This window comes from Microbacterium salitolerans (assembly GCF_019720895.1).
In the GTDB taxonomy this organism is placed as follows: Bacteria; Actinomycetota; Actinomycetes; order Actinomycetales; family Microbacteriaceae; genus Microbacterium.
Genome location: NZ_JAHKSH010000003.1, coordinates 191,489 through 207,815, shown reverse-complemented (window position 1 = coordinate 207,815; position 16,327 = coordinate 191,489). Strand labels below are relative to the sequence as shown.

At 71.3% G+C, this 16,327-nt stretch carries 11 protein-coding genes; 4 read left to right on the top strand and 7 right to left on the bottom strand.

All coding sequences use genetic code 11. The features are described from left to right. Positions 1-57 precede the first annotated feature (57 nt). Complete coding sequence (locus tag KOL93_RS07520) at positions 58-711, bottom strand: response regulator (protein WP_221584725.1); 654 nt, start codon at positions 709-711, stop codon at positions 58-60. Next, positions 704-1,924, bottom strand: coding sequence for a sensor histidine kinase (locus KOL93_RS07515; protein ID WP_221584724.1), 1,221 nt, complete (start codon positions 1,922-1,924; stop codon positions 704-706). Before KOL93_RS07515 ends, KOL93_RS07520 begins: the two co-directional genes overlap by 8 nt. Before the next feature lie 130 nt (positions 1,925-2,054). On the opposite strand from KOL93_RS07515, the gene KOL93_RS07510 reads away from it, so the two are divergent. Then, positions 2,055-2,774 (top strand): ABC transporter ATP-binding protein, encoded by a 720-nt coding sequence (locus tag KOL93_RS07510; protein ID WP_221584723.1) that lies wholly within the window; start codon positions 2,055-2,057, stop codon positions 2,772-2,774. Then, positions 2,771-3,547 (top strand): ABC transporter permease, encoded by a 777-nt coding sequence (locus KOL93_RS07505; protein WP_221584722.1) that lies wholly within the window; start codon positions 2,771-2,773, stop codon positions 3,545-3,547. The genes KOL93_RS07510 and KOL93_RS07505 overlap by 4 nt, the downstream gene beginning before the upstream one ends. Positions 3,548-3,597: 50 nt before the next feature. On the opposite strand, the gene KOL93_RS07500 is transcribed toward KOL93_RS07505, so the two are convergent. The 5 genes from KOL93_RS07500 to KOL93_RS07480 form a co-directional block, all read right to left on the bottom strand. Further along, positions 3,598-4,044, bottom strand: coding sequence for a nitroreductase family deazaflavin-dependent oxidoreductase (locus KOL93_RS07500; RefSeq protein WP_221584721.1), 447 nt, complete (start codon positions 4,042-4,044; stop codon positions 3,598-3,600). 31 nt (positions 4,045-4,075) lie between these two features. Continuing rightward, positions 4,076-5,362 carry an adenylosuccinate synthase gene (locus tag KOL93_RS07495; protein WP_221584720.1) on the bottom strand — a complete coding sequence of 429 codons (1,287 nt, stop codon included), beginning with the start codon at positions 5,360-5,362 and terminating at the stop codon, positions 4,076-4,078. A gap of 84 nt (positions 5,363-5,446) precedes the next feature. Further along, the gene (locus tag KOL93_RS07490) at positions 5,447-6,643 is read right to left on the bottom strand and encodes an ABC transporter permease (protein WP_221584719.1); all 1,197 of its coding nucleotides are present in this window, start codon (positions 6,641-6,643) and stop codon (positions 5,447-5,449) included. After that, complete coding sequence (locus KOL93_RS07485; RefSeq protein WP_221584718.1) at positions 6,640-7,590, bottom strand: ABC transporter ATP-binding protein; 951 nt, start codon at positions 7,588-7,590, stop codon at positions 6,640-6,642. The genes KOL93_RS07490 and KOL93_RS07485 overlap by 4 nt, the downstream gene beginning before the upstream one ends. A 222-nt stretch (positions 7,591-7,812) precedes the next feature. Beyond that, a complete protein-coding gene (locus KOL93_RS07480) occupies positions 7,813-12,075 on the bottom strand; it encodes a DUF7927 domain-containing protein (protein ID WP_221584717.1) in 4,263 nt (1,420 codons plus the stop codon). A gap of 175 nt (positions 12,076-12,250) precedes the next feature. On the opposite strand from KOL93_RS07480, the gene KOL93_RS07475 reads away from it, so the two are divergent. Together KOL93_RS07475 and argG are read left to right on the top strand one after the other, a co-directional pair. Next, complete coding sequence (locus tag KOL93_RS07475) at positions 12,251-14,800, top strand: response regulator transcription factor (RefSeq protein ID WP_221584716.1); 2,550 nt, start codon at positions 12,251-12,253, stop codon at positions 14,798-14,800. Between the two features lie 53 nt (positions 14,801-14,853). Then, positions 14,854-16,287, top strand: a complete 1,434-nt coding sequence (gene argG, locus KOL93_RS07470) for an argininosuccinate synthase (RefSeq protein ID WP_221584715.1) — start codon at positions 14,854-14,856, stop codon at positions 16,285-16,287. Positions 16,288-16,327: the final 40 nt, after the last annotated feature.

Here is a 16,327-nt window from a genome sequence, read left to right as displayed (position 1 = left end):
GGAACAGACCACCCGCGTGCGAGACCGGATCCGCGCCTCAGCCGGCCGGCGCGGACATCACCGCAGGCCGGCGTCGTGGACCCGGCGGGCGAGCTGCACCCGGTTGGCGGCGTCCAGCTTCATGAAGAGGTGCCCGACGTGGGTCTTCACCGTCGCGACGCCCATGAACAGCTCGCTCGCGATCTCGGCGTTGCTCATCCCCCGTGCCACCGCGACCGCCACCTCGCGCTCCCGCTCCGTCAAAGATGCCTCAAGCTCCCGCGCGTCCGAATCGGCGCCGTGGCCGCGCACCGCGGCATGGATGAGCTGCGTCGTCACGCTCGGCGACAGCATCGGCTCGCCCCGCGCGACACGGTGCACGGCATCGACGAGGTCGGCGGGCGGGGTGTCCTTGAGCAGGAAGCCGGCTGCCCCATCGCGCAGCGCCGCGAGCACCATGTCGTCGGTGTCGAACGTCGTCAGCACGATCACGCGCGTCGCGGATCCGCTCGCCGCCACCTCGCGCACTGCCTCCAGACCGTCCATGACCGGCATGCGGATGTCCATGAGCGCGACGTCGGGACGCTCGCGCCGGATCAGGTCGACGCCCTCGCGCCCGTTCGCCGCCTCGCCCACCAGGTGCGTACCCGCGTCGCCGCCGAGGATCATGGTGAGCCCCGCGCGCACGAGCGCGTCGTCGTCGACGAGGACGACCCGTGTCGCCTCAGTCATCTGCGTCCTCCTCCGCATCCCACGGCAGCCAGGCCCGCACGGCGAACCCTCCCCTGCCGTCCGGTCCGTGCTCCAGTGTGCCGCCCGCGAGCTCGACCCGCTCGGCGAGGCCCGTCAGTCCGAACCCCGCGCCGGGTGCGTCCGCCCCGCGAACGGCCGGCACCGGGGATCCGTTCGTCACCTCCACGGCGAGCAGACCGCCGGGTCGTCCCTCGAGGCGCACACGGATCGCAGCACCGGGCGCGTGCTTCCGCGCATTCGTCAGCGCCTCCTGCACGATGCGGAAGGCGGTGCGCGACACGAGCGGAGGCGGCGGGGACGCCAGCTCGCCGCCCTCCAGATCCACGATCGCCCCCGCCGCACGCGCATCGTCGAGCAGCGCCGGAATCGCGTCGAGCGTCGGCTGCGGCGGCTCGACGTTCGGCGTATCGGTCCGGAGCACCCCCAGCACCTGACGGAGCTCCGTGAGCGCGCGGCGCGCGTTGTCCTGCACGAGGGTCGCCGCGCGCCTCGTCTCCGCGCGATCGAGATCCTCGCGATACGCGAGCGCACCCGCGTGCATCGCGACGAGCGAGATGCGGTGCGCGAGCACGTCGTGCATCTCGCGCGCGATGCGCGTGCGCTCCCCTGCCTGGGCCGCAGACACCTGGAGCTCGCGCTCGCGCTCCGCCTCGAGCGCGCGTTCATGCAGCGACGCCACGAGCGCGCGGCGCGCGCCGATGTACAGGCCGAAGGCGACGGGGATCAGGAAGGCGATCCCCGTGGTCGCGAGCGTCCCCCACCACGGCAGCGGTGCGAACGTGCCGACGGGGATCATCCGCTCATACGTCCACAGCGCGGCCACGTACACGATGCCGTTCGCGATGATCGGCACCGCGCGTCGATGCGTCGCATTCGAGGCCGCGGCGAGCATCGCGGGGCCGCCGGCGGTCGTGGTCGACACCGAGGACAGCACCGCCGTGACGATGGCGATCGTCGCCGGGGCCCGCCGCCTCAGAGTCAGCAGGCCGAGCGCGACGAGACCCACGATCGGGTCGATGAGAGCGAGGACGGCGAACAGCGTCGAGCCGGGCGCCTCGCCGTCGAACGCGCCGTAGATCAGCAGGTACGACAGCGCCCCGAGCGACGCCACGAGGAGGTATCGCCATCCACTCGACCACCAGCTCAGACGCGCACCCGTCGCGTACTCGATCCTCGCATCCGCGGCTGTCATCCCCTCGAGCCTAGTGAGCGCGGGCTCCGGCGACCTCCGCCTTCGGGCTCGCCCGGGTCCCCCGGAAGGCGGATCCGACCGAGCCGTCCGCGCGATGCGGCCGCACGCCCCGCGCGGCGACGCTGGGTTCATGATCGAAGCACGAGAACTCACCAAGCGATACGGATCCACGACCGCCGTCGACGACGTCTCCTTCACCGCGAAGCCCTACCGCGTGACGGGCTTCCTCGGGCCGAACGGCGCCGGGAAGTCGACCACGATGCGCATGCTCGTCGGCCTCGCGCGGCCCGACTCCGGCACCGCCCGGATCCTCGGCGCCCCGTTTGCGGACGTCCCCAACCCGGGCCGTCACGTCGGCGTGCTGCTCGACGCGTCGGCCACTCACAAGGGCCGGACGGGTCGCGAGACGCTGACCCTCGCGGCGATGACGATGGGGCTCGGAGAGGGCGCCGTCAACCGCGCGCTGGACCGCGTCGCCCTGTCGCAGCGCGAGGCGAACCGCCGCACGGGCGGCTACTCGCTGGGCATGCAGCAGCGGCTCGGCATCGCGCACGCGCTGCTCGCGGATCCCGCCGTCCTCATCCTCGACGAGCCGGTCAACGGCCTCGACCCGTCCGGGATCCGATGGATGCGCACGCTCGTGCGCGAGTTCGCGGACAGCGGCGGCACCGTGCTGCTGTCCTCGCACCTGCTGCCGGAGATCGACGCCGTCGCCGACGACATCATCATCATGGGCGGCGGGCGCGTGCACGCGCACGGATCGCGCGACGAGCTCGTCGGCGAGGGATCCCTCGAGGATCTGTTCTTCGCGACCACGGCAGACGTCTCGCGTGAGGAGGTCGGCGCATGACCTCTCTCGCAACAGCGCCCGCGCCTGTCCTCGTCGGCGTCCGCACGCCGTTCCTGCGCCTCGTGCGCGTCGAGATCCGCAAGCAGCTCGACACCCGCGCGAGCCTCTGGCTGCTGATCGCGATCGCCCTGATCACGCTCGGCGCCGCCGCCCTCGCGATGTGGGTGCTCCCGGCATCGGAGCTCACGTGGCGCTCGCTCACCGACTTCGCCTCGGCCGGCTGGTCGATGCTGCTGCCCATCATCGGCGTCCTCGCCGCGACGAGCGAGGGGACGCAGCGGACGGGCCTGCAGACCTTCGTCCTGGAGCCCCGGCGATCGCTCGTGAACCTCGCGAAGCTCACCGCGTCGCTGCTCGTCGGCGTCGTCATGGTCGTCACGACGTTCGCCGCGTCGGCCGCCGCGAACCTCATCGCCGCGTCCGCCCTCGACGGCGACGGCTCGTGGGCGCTCGAGCCCGACTACCTCGTCGGATCCCTCGCGAGCATGGTGATCTACGTCGCGATGGGCGTCGGTCTCGGTCTGACGCTCCTGAACACGCCGCTCGCCATCGTGACGTTCGTCGTGCTGCCGACCGTCTTCGGCGCGATCGCCCTCGTTCCGTGGCTCGCCGATCTGATCCCCTGGATCGACATCGTCGGCGCGATGACGACGCTGGTCGGCGGGGCTCCGTCCGGCGAGGAATGGGCGCAGCTCGCCACCGCGTCTGCGGTGTGGTGCGTCGTGCCGCTCGCGATCGGGTTCTGGCGCACGGCCCGCCGCGACGTGAACTGACGACAGAGATCGGGCCCGGGGCCGCGGATGACGCGACCCGGGCCCGCGCCTCAGTCGACCGGCGTGAACTCGACGATCGGGATCCGCGCGTCGCCGTGCTGCGCGACGTCCATCGCGCCCTTCAGCCGGCGCCACGCGTCGGGATGGGCGCTCGCGTAGCGGCCGAGGACCGCGCGCGAGGCCCCCTCGTCGAGGAGGCGCACACCGACCCGCTCGCGCCGCACGCGCCCTGTGCTGAGGAAGGCGACGCCGTTCGCGCGCAGGTTGCGGTACCACTGCGCGCGCGTGCCGAAGCCGGACGCGACGCGGAGGGCGCGCACCTCGCGCTCGACGACCTCGACGACGACGAACCGGGGCTCGCCGGACGTCCGACCGAGATGCTCGATCATCACGAGCCGCGGCCCGAGCATCCATCCGAGCCCCGCGCGGAACATCGGGATCGGCAGGCGCATCAGCCAGGGCGTACCGAGGAGCCGTGCGATCAGACGTTCGAGCATGTGCGCCTCCCGTGCGGCTGTTCGCGCGGCGTCAGTCGATGAGGTCGTGGCGCACGATGACCTCGTCGCGGCCGGGGCCGACGCCGATGACCGAGATGCGCGTGCCGCTCATCTTCTCGAGGGCGAGCACGTAGTCCTGCGCGTTCTTCGGCAGGTCGTCGAACGTGCGGGCTCCCGTGATGTCCTCGGCCCAGCCGGGGAAGTCCTCGAGCACGGGCCTCGCGTGGTGGAAGTCGGTCTGATTGACCGGCACCTCGTCGAAGCGCTCGCCGTTCACCTCGTAGGCGACGCACACGGGGATCGTCTCGCGGCCCGTCAGGACGTCGAGCTTCGTGAGCACGAGGTCGGTGATGCCGTTGATGCGGGTCGCGTAGCGCGTCATCGGGGCGTCGTACCAGCCGACGCGGCGCGGTCGCCCGGTGGTGGTGCCGAACTCGTGGCCCCGCTGGGCCAGCCATTCGCCGTCCTCGTCGAAGAGTTCCGTCGGGAACGGGCCCGCGCCGACGCGCGTCGTGTACGCCTTGACGATGCCGACGATGCGGTCGAGGCGGTTCGGCCCGACACCGGATCCGGTGGCCGCACCGCCCGCCGTCGCCGACGACGACGTCACGAACGGGTAGGTGCCGTGGTCGACGTCGAGCATCGTCGCCTGGCCCCCCTCGAAGACGACGACCTCGCCGCGATCGAGCGCCTCGTTGAGGAGCAGCCCCGTGTCGCAGACCATCGGACGCACGCGCTCGGCGTACGACAGCAGGTCCTCGACGATCTCGTCGACCGTGATATCGCGGCGGTTGAACACCTTCACGAGCAGGTGGTTCTTCTGGTCGAGGGCGCCCTCGACCTTCTGCCGCAGGATCGACTCGTCGAAGAGGTCCTGCACGCGGATGCCGACGCGGTTGATCTTGTCGGCGTAGGCCGGGCCGATGCCGCGGCCGGTCGTGCCGATCTGGCGCTTGCCCAGGAAGCGCTCCTGCACCTTGTCGAGCGTGCGGTGGTAGTGCGTGATGATGTGCGCGTTCGAGCTGAGCTTGAGCTTCGACGTGTCGATGCCGCGCGCCTCGAGGCCCTCGAGCTCCTCGAACAGCACGCCGAGGTCGACGACCACGCCGTTGCCGATGACGGGCGTCACGCCCGACGACAGGATCCCGGATGGCAGCAGATGCAGCGCGTACTTCTCGTCGCCGATCACGACCGTGTGACCGGCGTTGTTGCCGCCGTTGAACTTGACGACCCACTCGGTGCGCTCACCGAGCAGATCCGTCGCCTTGCCCTTGCCCTCGTCGCCCCACTGGACGCCGACGATCACGATTCCCGGCATGGGTCATCCCCTTGAATGTTCGGGTGGTGTACACCTCATCCTATCGAGGCCCGTGGTCATCGCCGCGAGCGGCGCCTCGCCGCGCTACGCGATGCGGCTGCCCGGGGGCGTGCGGCGCGACGGGGTGCGGGTGCGCGCCGCGCCCCACAGCATGAGGCCGACGGCGAGGACGATCTGCAGCGCGAGGCCCGCGAACCAGCTCGGCACAGTGCTCTGCTCGACCTCGGCGGCCGTCGGCGGATCGCCCACGACGCGCCCGCCGCACGGGCTGTCCCAGGCGTCCTGCTCCGTCTCGGGCGCGATCTGGGCCGAGCGCACGGCCGACTTGATGCCGCCGAACGCGTCGACGGGCGATCCGTACGAGTCGTACACCGTCGGCGTCGCGTCGGCGACGATGACGAACGGGTTGGCCGCGAGGACCCACCACACGCGATCGGTGCGGAATCCCTCGCTCCAGCCGCGGATCTCGACGCACGTCGGCGACAGGTCGTCGCGGTCGACGACGCAGTAGTCGCCGGTGGGTGGCGTCTCGCCCTCGTCGCACGCGCGGATCGGCTGCGGCTCGTCGTCGATCCACTCGGCCGAGTACGTCTCGGGCTCCTCGGTCAGGAGCGACGTGTCGACACGCGTGGCGAGCGTGCTGAGGCCGAACGCGATGAGGGTGCCCACCGTGAGGAGCATGACGAGGAGATACGTCGCGGCGACCGAGAAGAGCGGCCGGGCGATGACCGCGCTCAGCCCCACGCCGATCGCCGCGATGATGCCGATCTCGACGGCGAGAACGAGGACCGAGACGAGCAGCGTGAGCGCGACGGGCGACGACTCGGGCTCGGAGGCGAGCGCGACGTCGGCGAACGAGCCGAACAGGGACGTGGGCGGAGCAAGCGAGCCCTGCACCGCCGCGTAGATGAGCGCCGGAAGAGCGACCGCCAGGTAGGCGAGGCCTGTGATCCACCCCGCGAGGAGCTTGGCGACGAGGATCTCGGCGGTGGTCGACAGGGTGACCTGCACGGGCGCGAGCGTCGCCTGATCGCGTTCGCCGTTGATCGCGTTTCCCGTGAAGGTCGGCGTCACGAGCACGACCATGAGGAGCACGCCGTAGATCGCGATCGAGAACATGCCGAGGCCCGCACCCCGCATCGAGGCGAAGATCAGCGATCCGAGCCACGTGATGGCGCACACGATGACGAAGAAGATGCCGGCGAGCACGTAGAAGCCGGGGCGGCGCACGCGCTGCCGCAGGTCGAGTCCTATGAGGACGCCGAGGCGGGAGAGGTTCATTCCGTGCCCTCCTTCATGTCGAGGAAGGCCCGCTCGAGGTCGCCCGAGGCGGGAGCGAATGCCGCGACCGGAACGCCTGCGGCGACGAGCGCCTGCAGGGCACGGGCGGCGTCGGCGTCGTCAGCGAACGCCGCGACGAGGTCGCGCCGCTCGACGCGCACGTCGCGACCCTCGAGGGCGCCCGCCACCGCATCGCGCACCGCCCAGGGATCCGGTGCGCCCGCCACGCGGATGCGCCACTCGCGCTGGCGCGCGGCGCCGTCGCCCGAGGTGCCGGCGACCGTGGCCCCCTGCGACATGAAGACCGCGTCGTCGACCATCTCTTCGAGCTCGGCGAGGACGTGGCTCGAGACGAGGATCGCGGCGCCGTCGTCGGCGATCCGGCGGAGGTGGTGCCGCAGCGCGATGCGCGCCGACGGGTCGAGACCCGACGCGGGCTCGTCGAGCAGGAGCACGCGCGGCTCGTGGACGAGGGCGCGCGCGAGGCCGAGGAGCTGCTTCTGCCCGCGCGACAGGACGCGCGCCGGCGCCGTCGCGAGCTCGGCGAGCCCCACCTCGGCGATGAGGTGCTCGGCCCGCTCGCCGGCCTCGGCCTTCGACCTGCCGTAGAGGCGGCCCGCGACGACGAGCGTCTCACGCGCTGTGAGGCTCTCCCACGCGCCCAGCGCGTCAGGCATCCACCCCAGGCGCTCCCGCGCCGCCGACGGGTCGTCGACCGGGTTCGCCCCACCCACCCGGATCTCACCGGCGTCGGGCGCGAGGAGCGAGGCGAGCATGAGGAACAGTGTCGTCTTGCCGGCCCCGTTCGGGCCGACGAGCCCCGTGATGCGCCCCGGAGGGGCTTCGAACGTGACGTCGCGCACGGCGTGCACGACACCGAACGAGCGGGCGACGCCGCGCACGGAGATGCCGTCGTGCGCGGGCGGAGCGGGCGGCGAAATGCTCATGAGGAGACGCTAGGGGGAACGTCCGACATCCGAGCGGTCGGGAATGGGTCCGTCACCGATTCGATAACCGACATCCCGGTTTCCCGCACACGACCGCGAGGGCCCTGCGCGCAGTGCGCGGGACCCTCGCGGCCTGGGGCGGATGAGAAATGGGGTTCTCATCCGCCCCGTCTGCCGATGCACTCGGTCATCGGCAGGCTCTCTGCGAGACGGGCGTCATCCTCAGGACGACGTGCTCTCCGTTCGCTGGTCTCGGAAGCGGCGCGTCAGGAGCAGCGCGGCCCCCGTCAGCAGCGCCAGCAGCGCGGCTCCGATGGCGACGCCGCTGATCTCGCCGCCCGTTGCGGGGAGGTCCTCCCCGGGAGCCGGCGGCGCGGCCGGGTCGGACGGGTCGGAGGGCTCGGACGGATCTGAGGGGTCCGGCGACGGGGCGCTCGGCGGCTCCGTCGGCTCGGGCTCGGGATCCGGCGTCGGATCCGGGTCCGGTGTCGGATCCGGCGTCTGCTCAGGATCCGGGGACGGACCCGGCGTCTGCTCAGGATCCGGGGACGGACCCGGCGTGGGCTCAGGATCCGGCGTCAGTTCCGGCGTCGGCTCCGGATCCGGCGTCGGATCCGGCGTCGGCTCGGGATCCGGCGTCAGCTCAGGATCCGGTGTGGGATCCGGACCCGGTGTCGGATCGGGCGTCGGCTCAGGATCCGGCGTCAGCTCCGGGGTCGGCTCCGGCTCCGGCGTCGGCTCAGGGTCCGGCGTCGGCTCAGGGTCCGGAGTCGGCTCCGGCGTCGGCTCAGGATCCGGAGTCGGCTCCGGCGTCGGCTCCTCGATCGGGTTCTCGGTGCACAGCGGGTCGCCCATCTCGCAGGACGCGGGAGGCTCCTCCCCCGGTGCCCGCAGGAAGTTCTCGAGAAGGAGGTCTCCCTGCGCGGCGGACTCGGCGACGAGCACGCGGTACGTCACCGTCGCGATCTGCCCCGGTTCCACCGCGCCGGTGATCGTGAGCGCTCCGTCCTCGGGGCCGGTGACCTCGAGGCCGTCGTCGGCCGCGATCTCGCCCACGAGCGCTGCGTCGTCGAGGACGCCGCCGAGGTGGTCGACGACGTCGACGGCCATCGGCGCCTGTCCGATGTTCTCGAACGCCAGCGTGTAGGTCAGCTCGTCGCCCGCAGCGACCGTCGTCCCGGACTCCGGGTCCACCGTCTTCGACGGGAGGATCTCGCCGACCGCGTGCGTAGTGCAGTCCGGCCTCTCACCGTCGGCGGGAGTGCACTCGGGCTCCGTGGGCGGGTCGCCGACGCCCGGTTCCATCAGGAAGTTCGCGAGAACACTGTCTCCGCGATCCGCCGCCGGGCGCACCTTCACCGTGTAGTCGACCGTCGCTTCCGCGCCCGGCTCCAGCGATCCTGAGATCGAGAGCCGCGCTCCGTCGCGGGCGACCGTGAGCGCCTCGTCCGTTGCCTCGGGTTCGACGACGATCTCGGCATCGTCGAGGACATGCGACAGGTCGTCGACGCGGTCGACGCTCCCCGCCGCCGCACCGGTGTTCCGGAACGTGAGCGTGTAGGTGATCTCCTCGCCCGAGGCCACGGCGCTGCCGGACTCCGGGTCGGAGGTCTTCTCCGCGGTCACGTCTGAGATCCGCGTGACGGTGCAGTCGAGCTGCTCGCGCCCCGCGCTCAGGGAGCCGATCGCCGCGGCGGGAGCCGGCGGCTCGCACACGGGCTGCTCGGGCGGCTCGGGCGGACCCTGCGGGACATTCGGGACGAGGAAGTTCGCCGCGATGCCGTCGCCGCGCTGGCCGTCGTCTCGGATGGTCGCCCGGTAGGTGACCTCGGAGATCTCTCCAGCGGGAACCTCTCCTCTGACCGAGATCACGTCGCCGTCTCGCGACACCTCGAGGCCGTCCTCGGAGACCGGCTCCGATGTCACGTCAGCGTCGTCCAGCACGTGGACCAGCTGATCGAGGTGATCGACGCGCGCCGCGGCCGCGCCGCTGTTCTCGAAGAACAGTGTGTAGACGAGGTCGGTTCCGGCGGACACCGGATCCGCCTCGGCCTCGACGGCCTTCCACTCGGTCAGCTCGGGCACGACGTGCTCGGTGCAGCGCGGATCGCCATCGGCGCACTCGGCAGGAGGAGCCGTGTTCGGCGAGGTCACGACGTTGGTGATCGCGTGGTCGCCGCGCTCGCCGTCGGGGAGCACCCGCACCGTGTAGGTGATGTCGACGCTGTCGCCGGCAGCCACGGACCCCGAGACGGAGAACGCCCCGTCCTCGATGTCCGTCACCGTCAGGTCGCGTGCCGACGTCGGCGCCACCGTGACCTCGGCGTCGTCGAGGACGCCGTCGAGGTGGTCGGTCCAGCCGTCGACCGTCGCCGCCGCGGTGCCGCGGTTCGCGAACGTGAGTACGTAGGTGATCTCCTCACCGGCGCGAACGGTCGACCCGTCCGGCGGAAGGGACGTCTTCTCGACCACGAGGTCGGGCGACGTCGAGAACGTCACCGCGTAGTCCTCGACCTCGCCGCCCTCGACCGGCATGCTTCCGGGCGTCGGTGCGGCGACCTCGCCCGGGAAGAGTCGGAAGCGCGCGTAGGTGGGGTCCGTCGACGTCGCCTCGGGGAAGTCCAGCTCGGTCTCGGTCATTCCGGATCCTGCCGGCACGGTCTGCGTGACTCGCTCCGCCTCCTCGAAGGACCCGTCCGCGTCGAGATCGATCCAGCCCGCGAGCGTGGCGGGCTGATCGGTGTCGTTCGTCACAGCGACCTCCGCCACCGGTGCGGCGGGGTCGAGCTCGGTCGCGCCGAGCCCGTCCTCGTCGGCGCCGTCGCCGTCGGCGGCGCCCGTGGGCGCACCATCCGCCTCGCCGTCGACCGTGTCTCCGATCATCAGCGGCGCCGTGCGCGCGTCAGGGTCGAAGCCCACGACCGCGTGGCGCGGGCCGTCCTCGGCGAGCATCGTGTCGTAGGAGTCGGGATCGTCGCCGAAGTCGAGAGGCAGCATCGCGGACGCGCAGCGGGCGCCGTCGTTCGCGCTGGCGGCCGGCCCGTCGGCGAAGTGCGTGGCCGTCTTCGCGGCGACATCGATCCGCCAGATCTCGCCGGTGCCGTTCTCGGAGGCGTAGAGACGCCCGTCGCCGTCGACGTAGACAGCGCCGAAGGTGTTGCCGCCGACGTCGAGGATCGGGCCGTGATCGATGTAGGCGCTGCCGCCGCGCGGGAACTCGAGCAGCCGTGCGTCGCTGCCGGCGCCGGTCTGCCCGACCGACCACAGGGAGTCCGTACCGGGGATGTAGCCCCAGTCGAAGCCGCCCGTCTTCAGCCCGGCAGGAAGCGCCGCGCCGCCGGAGTCGATCAGCTCGCCGTACGTGCCGGAGCTCGGGTCGACGTCGATCGCATACCAGGTGCTGGGGTTCGCCGTCAGCGTGTCCTCGACGAGCCACAGGACGCCCTCGTCGTCGACGTCGCCCACCACGATGTGCTCGGACAGCCCCTCGGTGCCGAGCGGCATGACCGTGCCATCGCGCGCGACGGACACCGCCTGCTCGGACTCCGTGTCGAACCCGTAGATGAGGCCGTCGAGGGCGTTGTAGCCGACGCCGTTCACCATGTGCGGGCGGAGGTCGAGGATCTCGCGGGTCTCGCCGGACGCGAGATCCACCTCGGCCACCTCGGAGTGCTGGAACAGGATGCCGTTCGCCGTGCACACCCAGGCGGGACCCGGGTTCACGGGAACGTCGGGCTCCTCGGTCTCTGTGGGGCACTCGTAGTTCGCGAGGTTCATGAGGCGCCCGTCACGCGTCGGGTCGGCCCCGACGTTGTGGAAGTACAGGGTGCCGTCCTCGGGGTAGGTGACCGTCACGGAGAACTGCTCCCCGTGGCGGACGTTCCACGTGTCCTTCCACCCTCCCGAGCTGCCCTGCACCGCGCCGCCGGCGGACTCGAACCAGAACCAGTTGAAGTCCTGGTAGCCCGCACTCGAGATCGACAGCGTCTCGGTCTCACCGGGAGTGCCGTCGACGCGCGTGATGCTGTGGAAGATGTCCGATTGGGCGGCGCGATCGGCCGTTCCGGGGTCGACGGCGCTCTGCGTCTGCGCCGCGTACTCGGACATGTTCGCGAGCGTGCGGTCGGCGACCGCGACGGGTGCGCCGATGGACGCCAGCACGTCGACCTTCTGCCCGGGAAGCGGGCTCGAGTACTGGAAGATCGACGTGGACTTGTACAGGTTGTTCGTCAGATTGCCGACGGCGCCGGTGGAGTTGGTGATGTCGCTCTCGTGCACCCACAGGTTCTTCGTCGTCCAGCGCGCCTGCGTCCCCTCCCCGCAGGCGGCCGGCAGCGCAGGCTCATAGGCGGCCGCGGCGTGCGCGGGCGACGCAGACACGAGATTCGTCGCCACCGCGCCCATCCCGGCGACCAGCGACAGCGTCGCCAGCAGCGCCACCGAGCGTTTCGTGCGCTTTCGGGAGCGCACAGGTCCAGATGTCATGCAGAGTTCCCCCATCCGATACGCGTGGCGGCGACGATCGGCGTCGCTCGCAGCATTCGCGTAGGACGACCCTCACTGATACGCATACGCACTCGACATACGCACTGATACGTACTTTTCGTCGTACCGCGCCGGATCGCACCAGTTCGCCCCCGTCGTGCCGCACAATGACGTCATGAACGGCAGCGGGCTCTCGCAGGCAGGACCGCTTCCCACGGAGCGCGTGAGGAAGCTCGCCCGTTCCTGGGCGAAGCAGGGGGCGCTGGTCCTCGCGGGCGCGGCCGGATCCGGGCGCCGAACGACCGCCGACGAACTCGTCGCCGCCCGAGTGCCGACAGTCGAGACCTGGCACCTCGAGTGCGGCGCAGAGACGAAGACTCCCTACGCCGTCGTCGACCTGCTCGGCCTGCTCGACGATGTCGCCTCCGACGCCCCCCTCGATGCCGTAGCCGAGGCCATCGCCTCGCGGCACCCCTCCGCCACGATCCTCGTCGAGCACGCCGAGCACGCGGACCCCTCGAGCCTCCGCACGCTCTCGCTGCTCGCGCGACGCACGCGCGGGATCCGGGTGCTGCTGACGATCGACGCCGAGCATGTGCGTCTGCGGAGCCTGCGCCAGGTGCACGGGATGCCGGTCGAGAGCATCGAGCCGCTCGATCGCGAACAGACCCTCGACGTCGTCGAGCGCATGGTGGGAGCCCGCCCGACCTACGTCGACGCGCACCTGCTGCAGGAGCTCTCGACCGGCTCCTTTCGGGGGATCCGCTGGCTCGTCGAGCTGGCGCAGCTCCATCACCGCATCACGCTCGATCACGGCCGAGCACGCGTGCTCCTGCCGCACCTGACGGAGGCCGAGCCCGTGCCGGAATGGTCGCTGCGCCCCGACCTGATCCAGGATCCCGCCCTGCAGCGGATCTCGCTCGTCAGCGAGCTCCCCGTCGCGCATCTCGACGAGCTCGGCATCGCGGACCGGTGCGCCGAACTGGAGCGCGAAGGCCTCGTCCGTCTCTCCGGATCGAGGGTCGTCTGCTCCATGCCGGCGATGGCATATGACATCTCTGCACGCATCGGCCCCCTCACCAGGCGCTCCCTGCTGCACGAGCTCCTCGAGGTCCTCCCCCCGCACTCCCTGACCGATGCGGCCGCCACCGTTCTGTGCCGACACGCGGCCGCGGCGGGCATCGAGCATGCCGACTGGCTCATGTCACGGGCGCTCGCGGATGCGAGCAGGCGCGGACTCCACGATGACGCGATCGTGATCGGCGACAAACTGACGCAGATCGACGACGACGTCCTCCCCGACCTCGTGTTCTCGAGCGTGATCGCCGACGACGCCGTGGCATTCGAGAAGCGGAGGCCGCACATCGCCGCGGCCTCCGACACGGCGACGGAGGCCGTCGGCATCGCCCTCGCGATCGGCGAGCTGCGCCGCGGCCCCGCGTCCCTGCACGCCCAGGCGCTCGACGACCTCGTGCTCGCTGCGAGCGGGCGTCCGGCGACGGCCGCGGTGCTGACTGGATACCGCGCCCTGGTGCGCCCCGGTATCGAGCTCGACGAGGAGGAGATGACCCAGCTCGTGGGCGATGACGAGGTCGATCTCGGCACCCGCGCGCGTGCGCTGCGTGCGTTGGCCATGCGCGCGTGGATGGACGGGCGCCCGGTGGCGGCGCGGGAGATGATCGACCGCGCGGATGCGCTCGACCGCGGCTACGCGGTCGACGGCGCCGTCAGCCTGTTCCTTCGCGTCGCCTCCGAGCTCCTCCGCCCCGACGCCGATGCGTGCGCCGACGAGCTGTTCCGCGACGTCGCGCCCGGAGACGCCTCGCGGCTGCGCGCGCTGCTCGGTGCCGCGCTCGGCTTCTATACGGCGGCGGTGCCCGTCTCCCGGATGCACCTCCGGCGGCTCCTGCCGAATGGGGACCTGCACGATCCCGCGCTCGAGCCGCTGACTCTCGCGATGATGGCGATCGCGCACTCCATGCTCGCGGACGAACCCGGCGCCCTCGCCGCTCTCGACGCGGCGGCCGACGCCGAGAGCGCCAGCGGATTCGTCTCGGCCGGCGCGCACCACCTGCACGGCGTCGCCGTCACGCACCTGCCGACCAATCCGCAGCGCGACGAGGGGCTCGCCTGCTACGCCGCGGCCGCGGAGGCCGCCGACGAGCTGGACTTCCGGTTCCTCGCGGCGGTCGCCACCTATCGACGGGCACTGGAGTCGGCGGAGAGCCGTCGGGCGTCGATCCTGAAGAGCCTGTCGAAGATGCGGCACGGCGACCGCCCTCTCGACGGCCTCCCCGGCCTGTTCGCCGACATGGCCGATGCCCTCGACAGCCACGACGTCCGGGCCCTCGTCGGCATGGCCGAGCGCCTGCGGAGTGCCGGCCTGCTCCACGAAGCGCGCGTCCACGCGATCCATCTGGCCTCGAGCGCCGTCCTCGACCTTCCGGATCGCGTCCGGCGGGGAGTCTCCCGCATCGCCCGACATCGGCTTCACGAACCCGCAGCGGCGGATCCGTCGCTGCTCACTCCGCGCGAGAAGGACGTCGCACGCCTCGTTCTCGACGAGCTCACCGACCGTGAGATCGCCGACCGGCTCCACCTGTCCCCGCGCACCGTGAACGTGCACGTCGGCCGGATCCTCCGCAAGCTCGACATCACGGGCCGCCGCGCCCTCACCCCCGAGCTCGCGCGGCGCAGCGGCGTCGTGATCGACGATCCGAGCTGACCGGGGGATCCCGGATTCGGGCGGATCCGCGCCCCCGCCGTAGGATTGGCGGCATGTCGAATGTCCTTGAGAACCTGCCCGTCGGCGAGCGCGTCGGCATCGCCTTCTCCGGAGGTCTCGACACCTCCTGCGCTGTCGCGTGGATGCGCGACGCCGGAGCCGTCCCCTTCACGTACACGGGCGATCTCGGCCAGTACGACGAAGACGACATCGCATCGATTCCGAGCCGCGCGCTCGAGTACGGCGCCGAGAAGTCGCGCCTGATCGACTGCAAGCCCCTCATGGTCGAGGAGGGCCTCTCCGCGCTCGCGTGCGGTGCCTTCCACATCCGCAGCGCCGGACGCACCTACTTCAACACGACGCCGATCGGCCGTGCCGTCACCGGCACGCTGCTCGTGCGCGCCATGAAGGAGGACGGCGTCGACATCTGGGGCGACGGATCCACCTACAAGGGCAACGACATCGAGCGCTTCTACCGCTACGGGCTGCTCGCCAACCCGCGCCTGCGCATCTACAAGCCCTGGCTCGACGCCGACTTCGTCCAGCAGCTCGGCGGTCGCCAGGGCATGAGCGAGTGGCTCGTGGAGCACGGCTACCCGTACCGCGATTCGGCCGAGAAGGCGTACTCGACCGACGCGAACATCTGGGGCGCGACCCACGAGGCGAAGACGCTCGAGGATCTGAACGTGTCGCTCGAGACGGTCGAGCCGATCATGGGCGTGAAGTTCTGGGATCCGTCCGTCGAGATCGCGACCGAGGATGTCACGATCACCTTCGATCAGGGCCGTCCGGTCGCGATCAACGGCGACGAGTTCTCCGACGCCGTGCAGCTCGTCATGAAGGCGAACGAGATCGGCGGACGACACGGGCTCGGCATGAGCGATCAGATCGAGAACCGCATCATCGAGGCGAAGAGCCGTGGCATCTACGAGGCCCCAGGCATGGCGCTGCTCTACATCGCGTACGAGCGCCTCGCGAACGCGATCCTCAACGACGACACCCTCGCGACGTACCACGAGCAGGGCCGCCGCCTCGGTCGCCTCATGTACGAGGGCCGCTGGATCGAGCCGCAGTCGCTCATGCTCCGCGAGTCGATTCAGAAGTGGGTCGGATCCGAGATCTCCGGCACCGTCACACTGCGCCTGCGCCGCGGCGAGGACTACACGATCCTCGACACGACCGGCCCCGCCCTGTCGTATGCGGGCGAGAAGCTGTCGATGGAGCGCGTCGAGGACGCCGCCTTCGGCCCCGGCGACCGCATCGGACAGCTCACGATGCGCAACCTCGACATCGCCGACTCGCGCGCCCGCCTGGAGGGGTACGTCTCACGGGGCATGATCGGCGGCACGACCGCCGAGCTCATCGGCACCCTCGAGCAGGGCGAGGCGAAGCAGATCACGAAGAGCGCGACCCCGGTCGACTCCGCGGCGGCCGACGCGATCGACAGCGCGGGTGAGGGCGCCGCGTTCGACACCGGCACCGACTGACGCGCGAGGCGCGACAGGGGCCCCGAGAGATCCTCGGGGC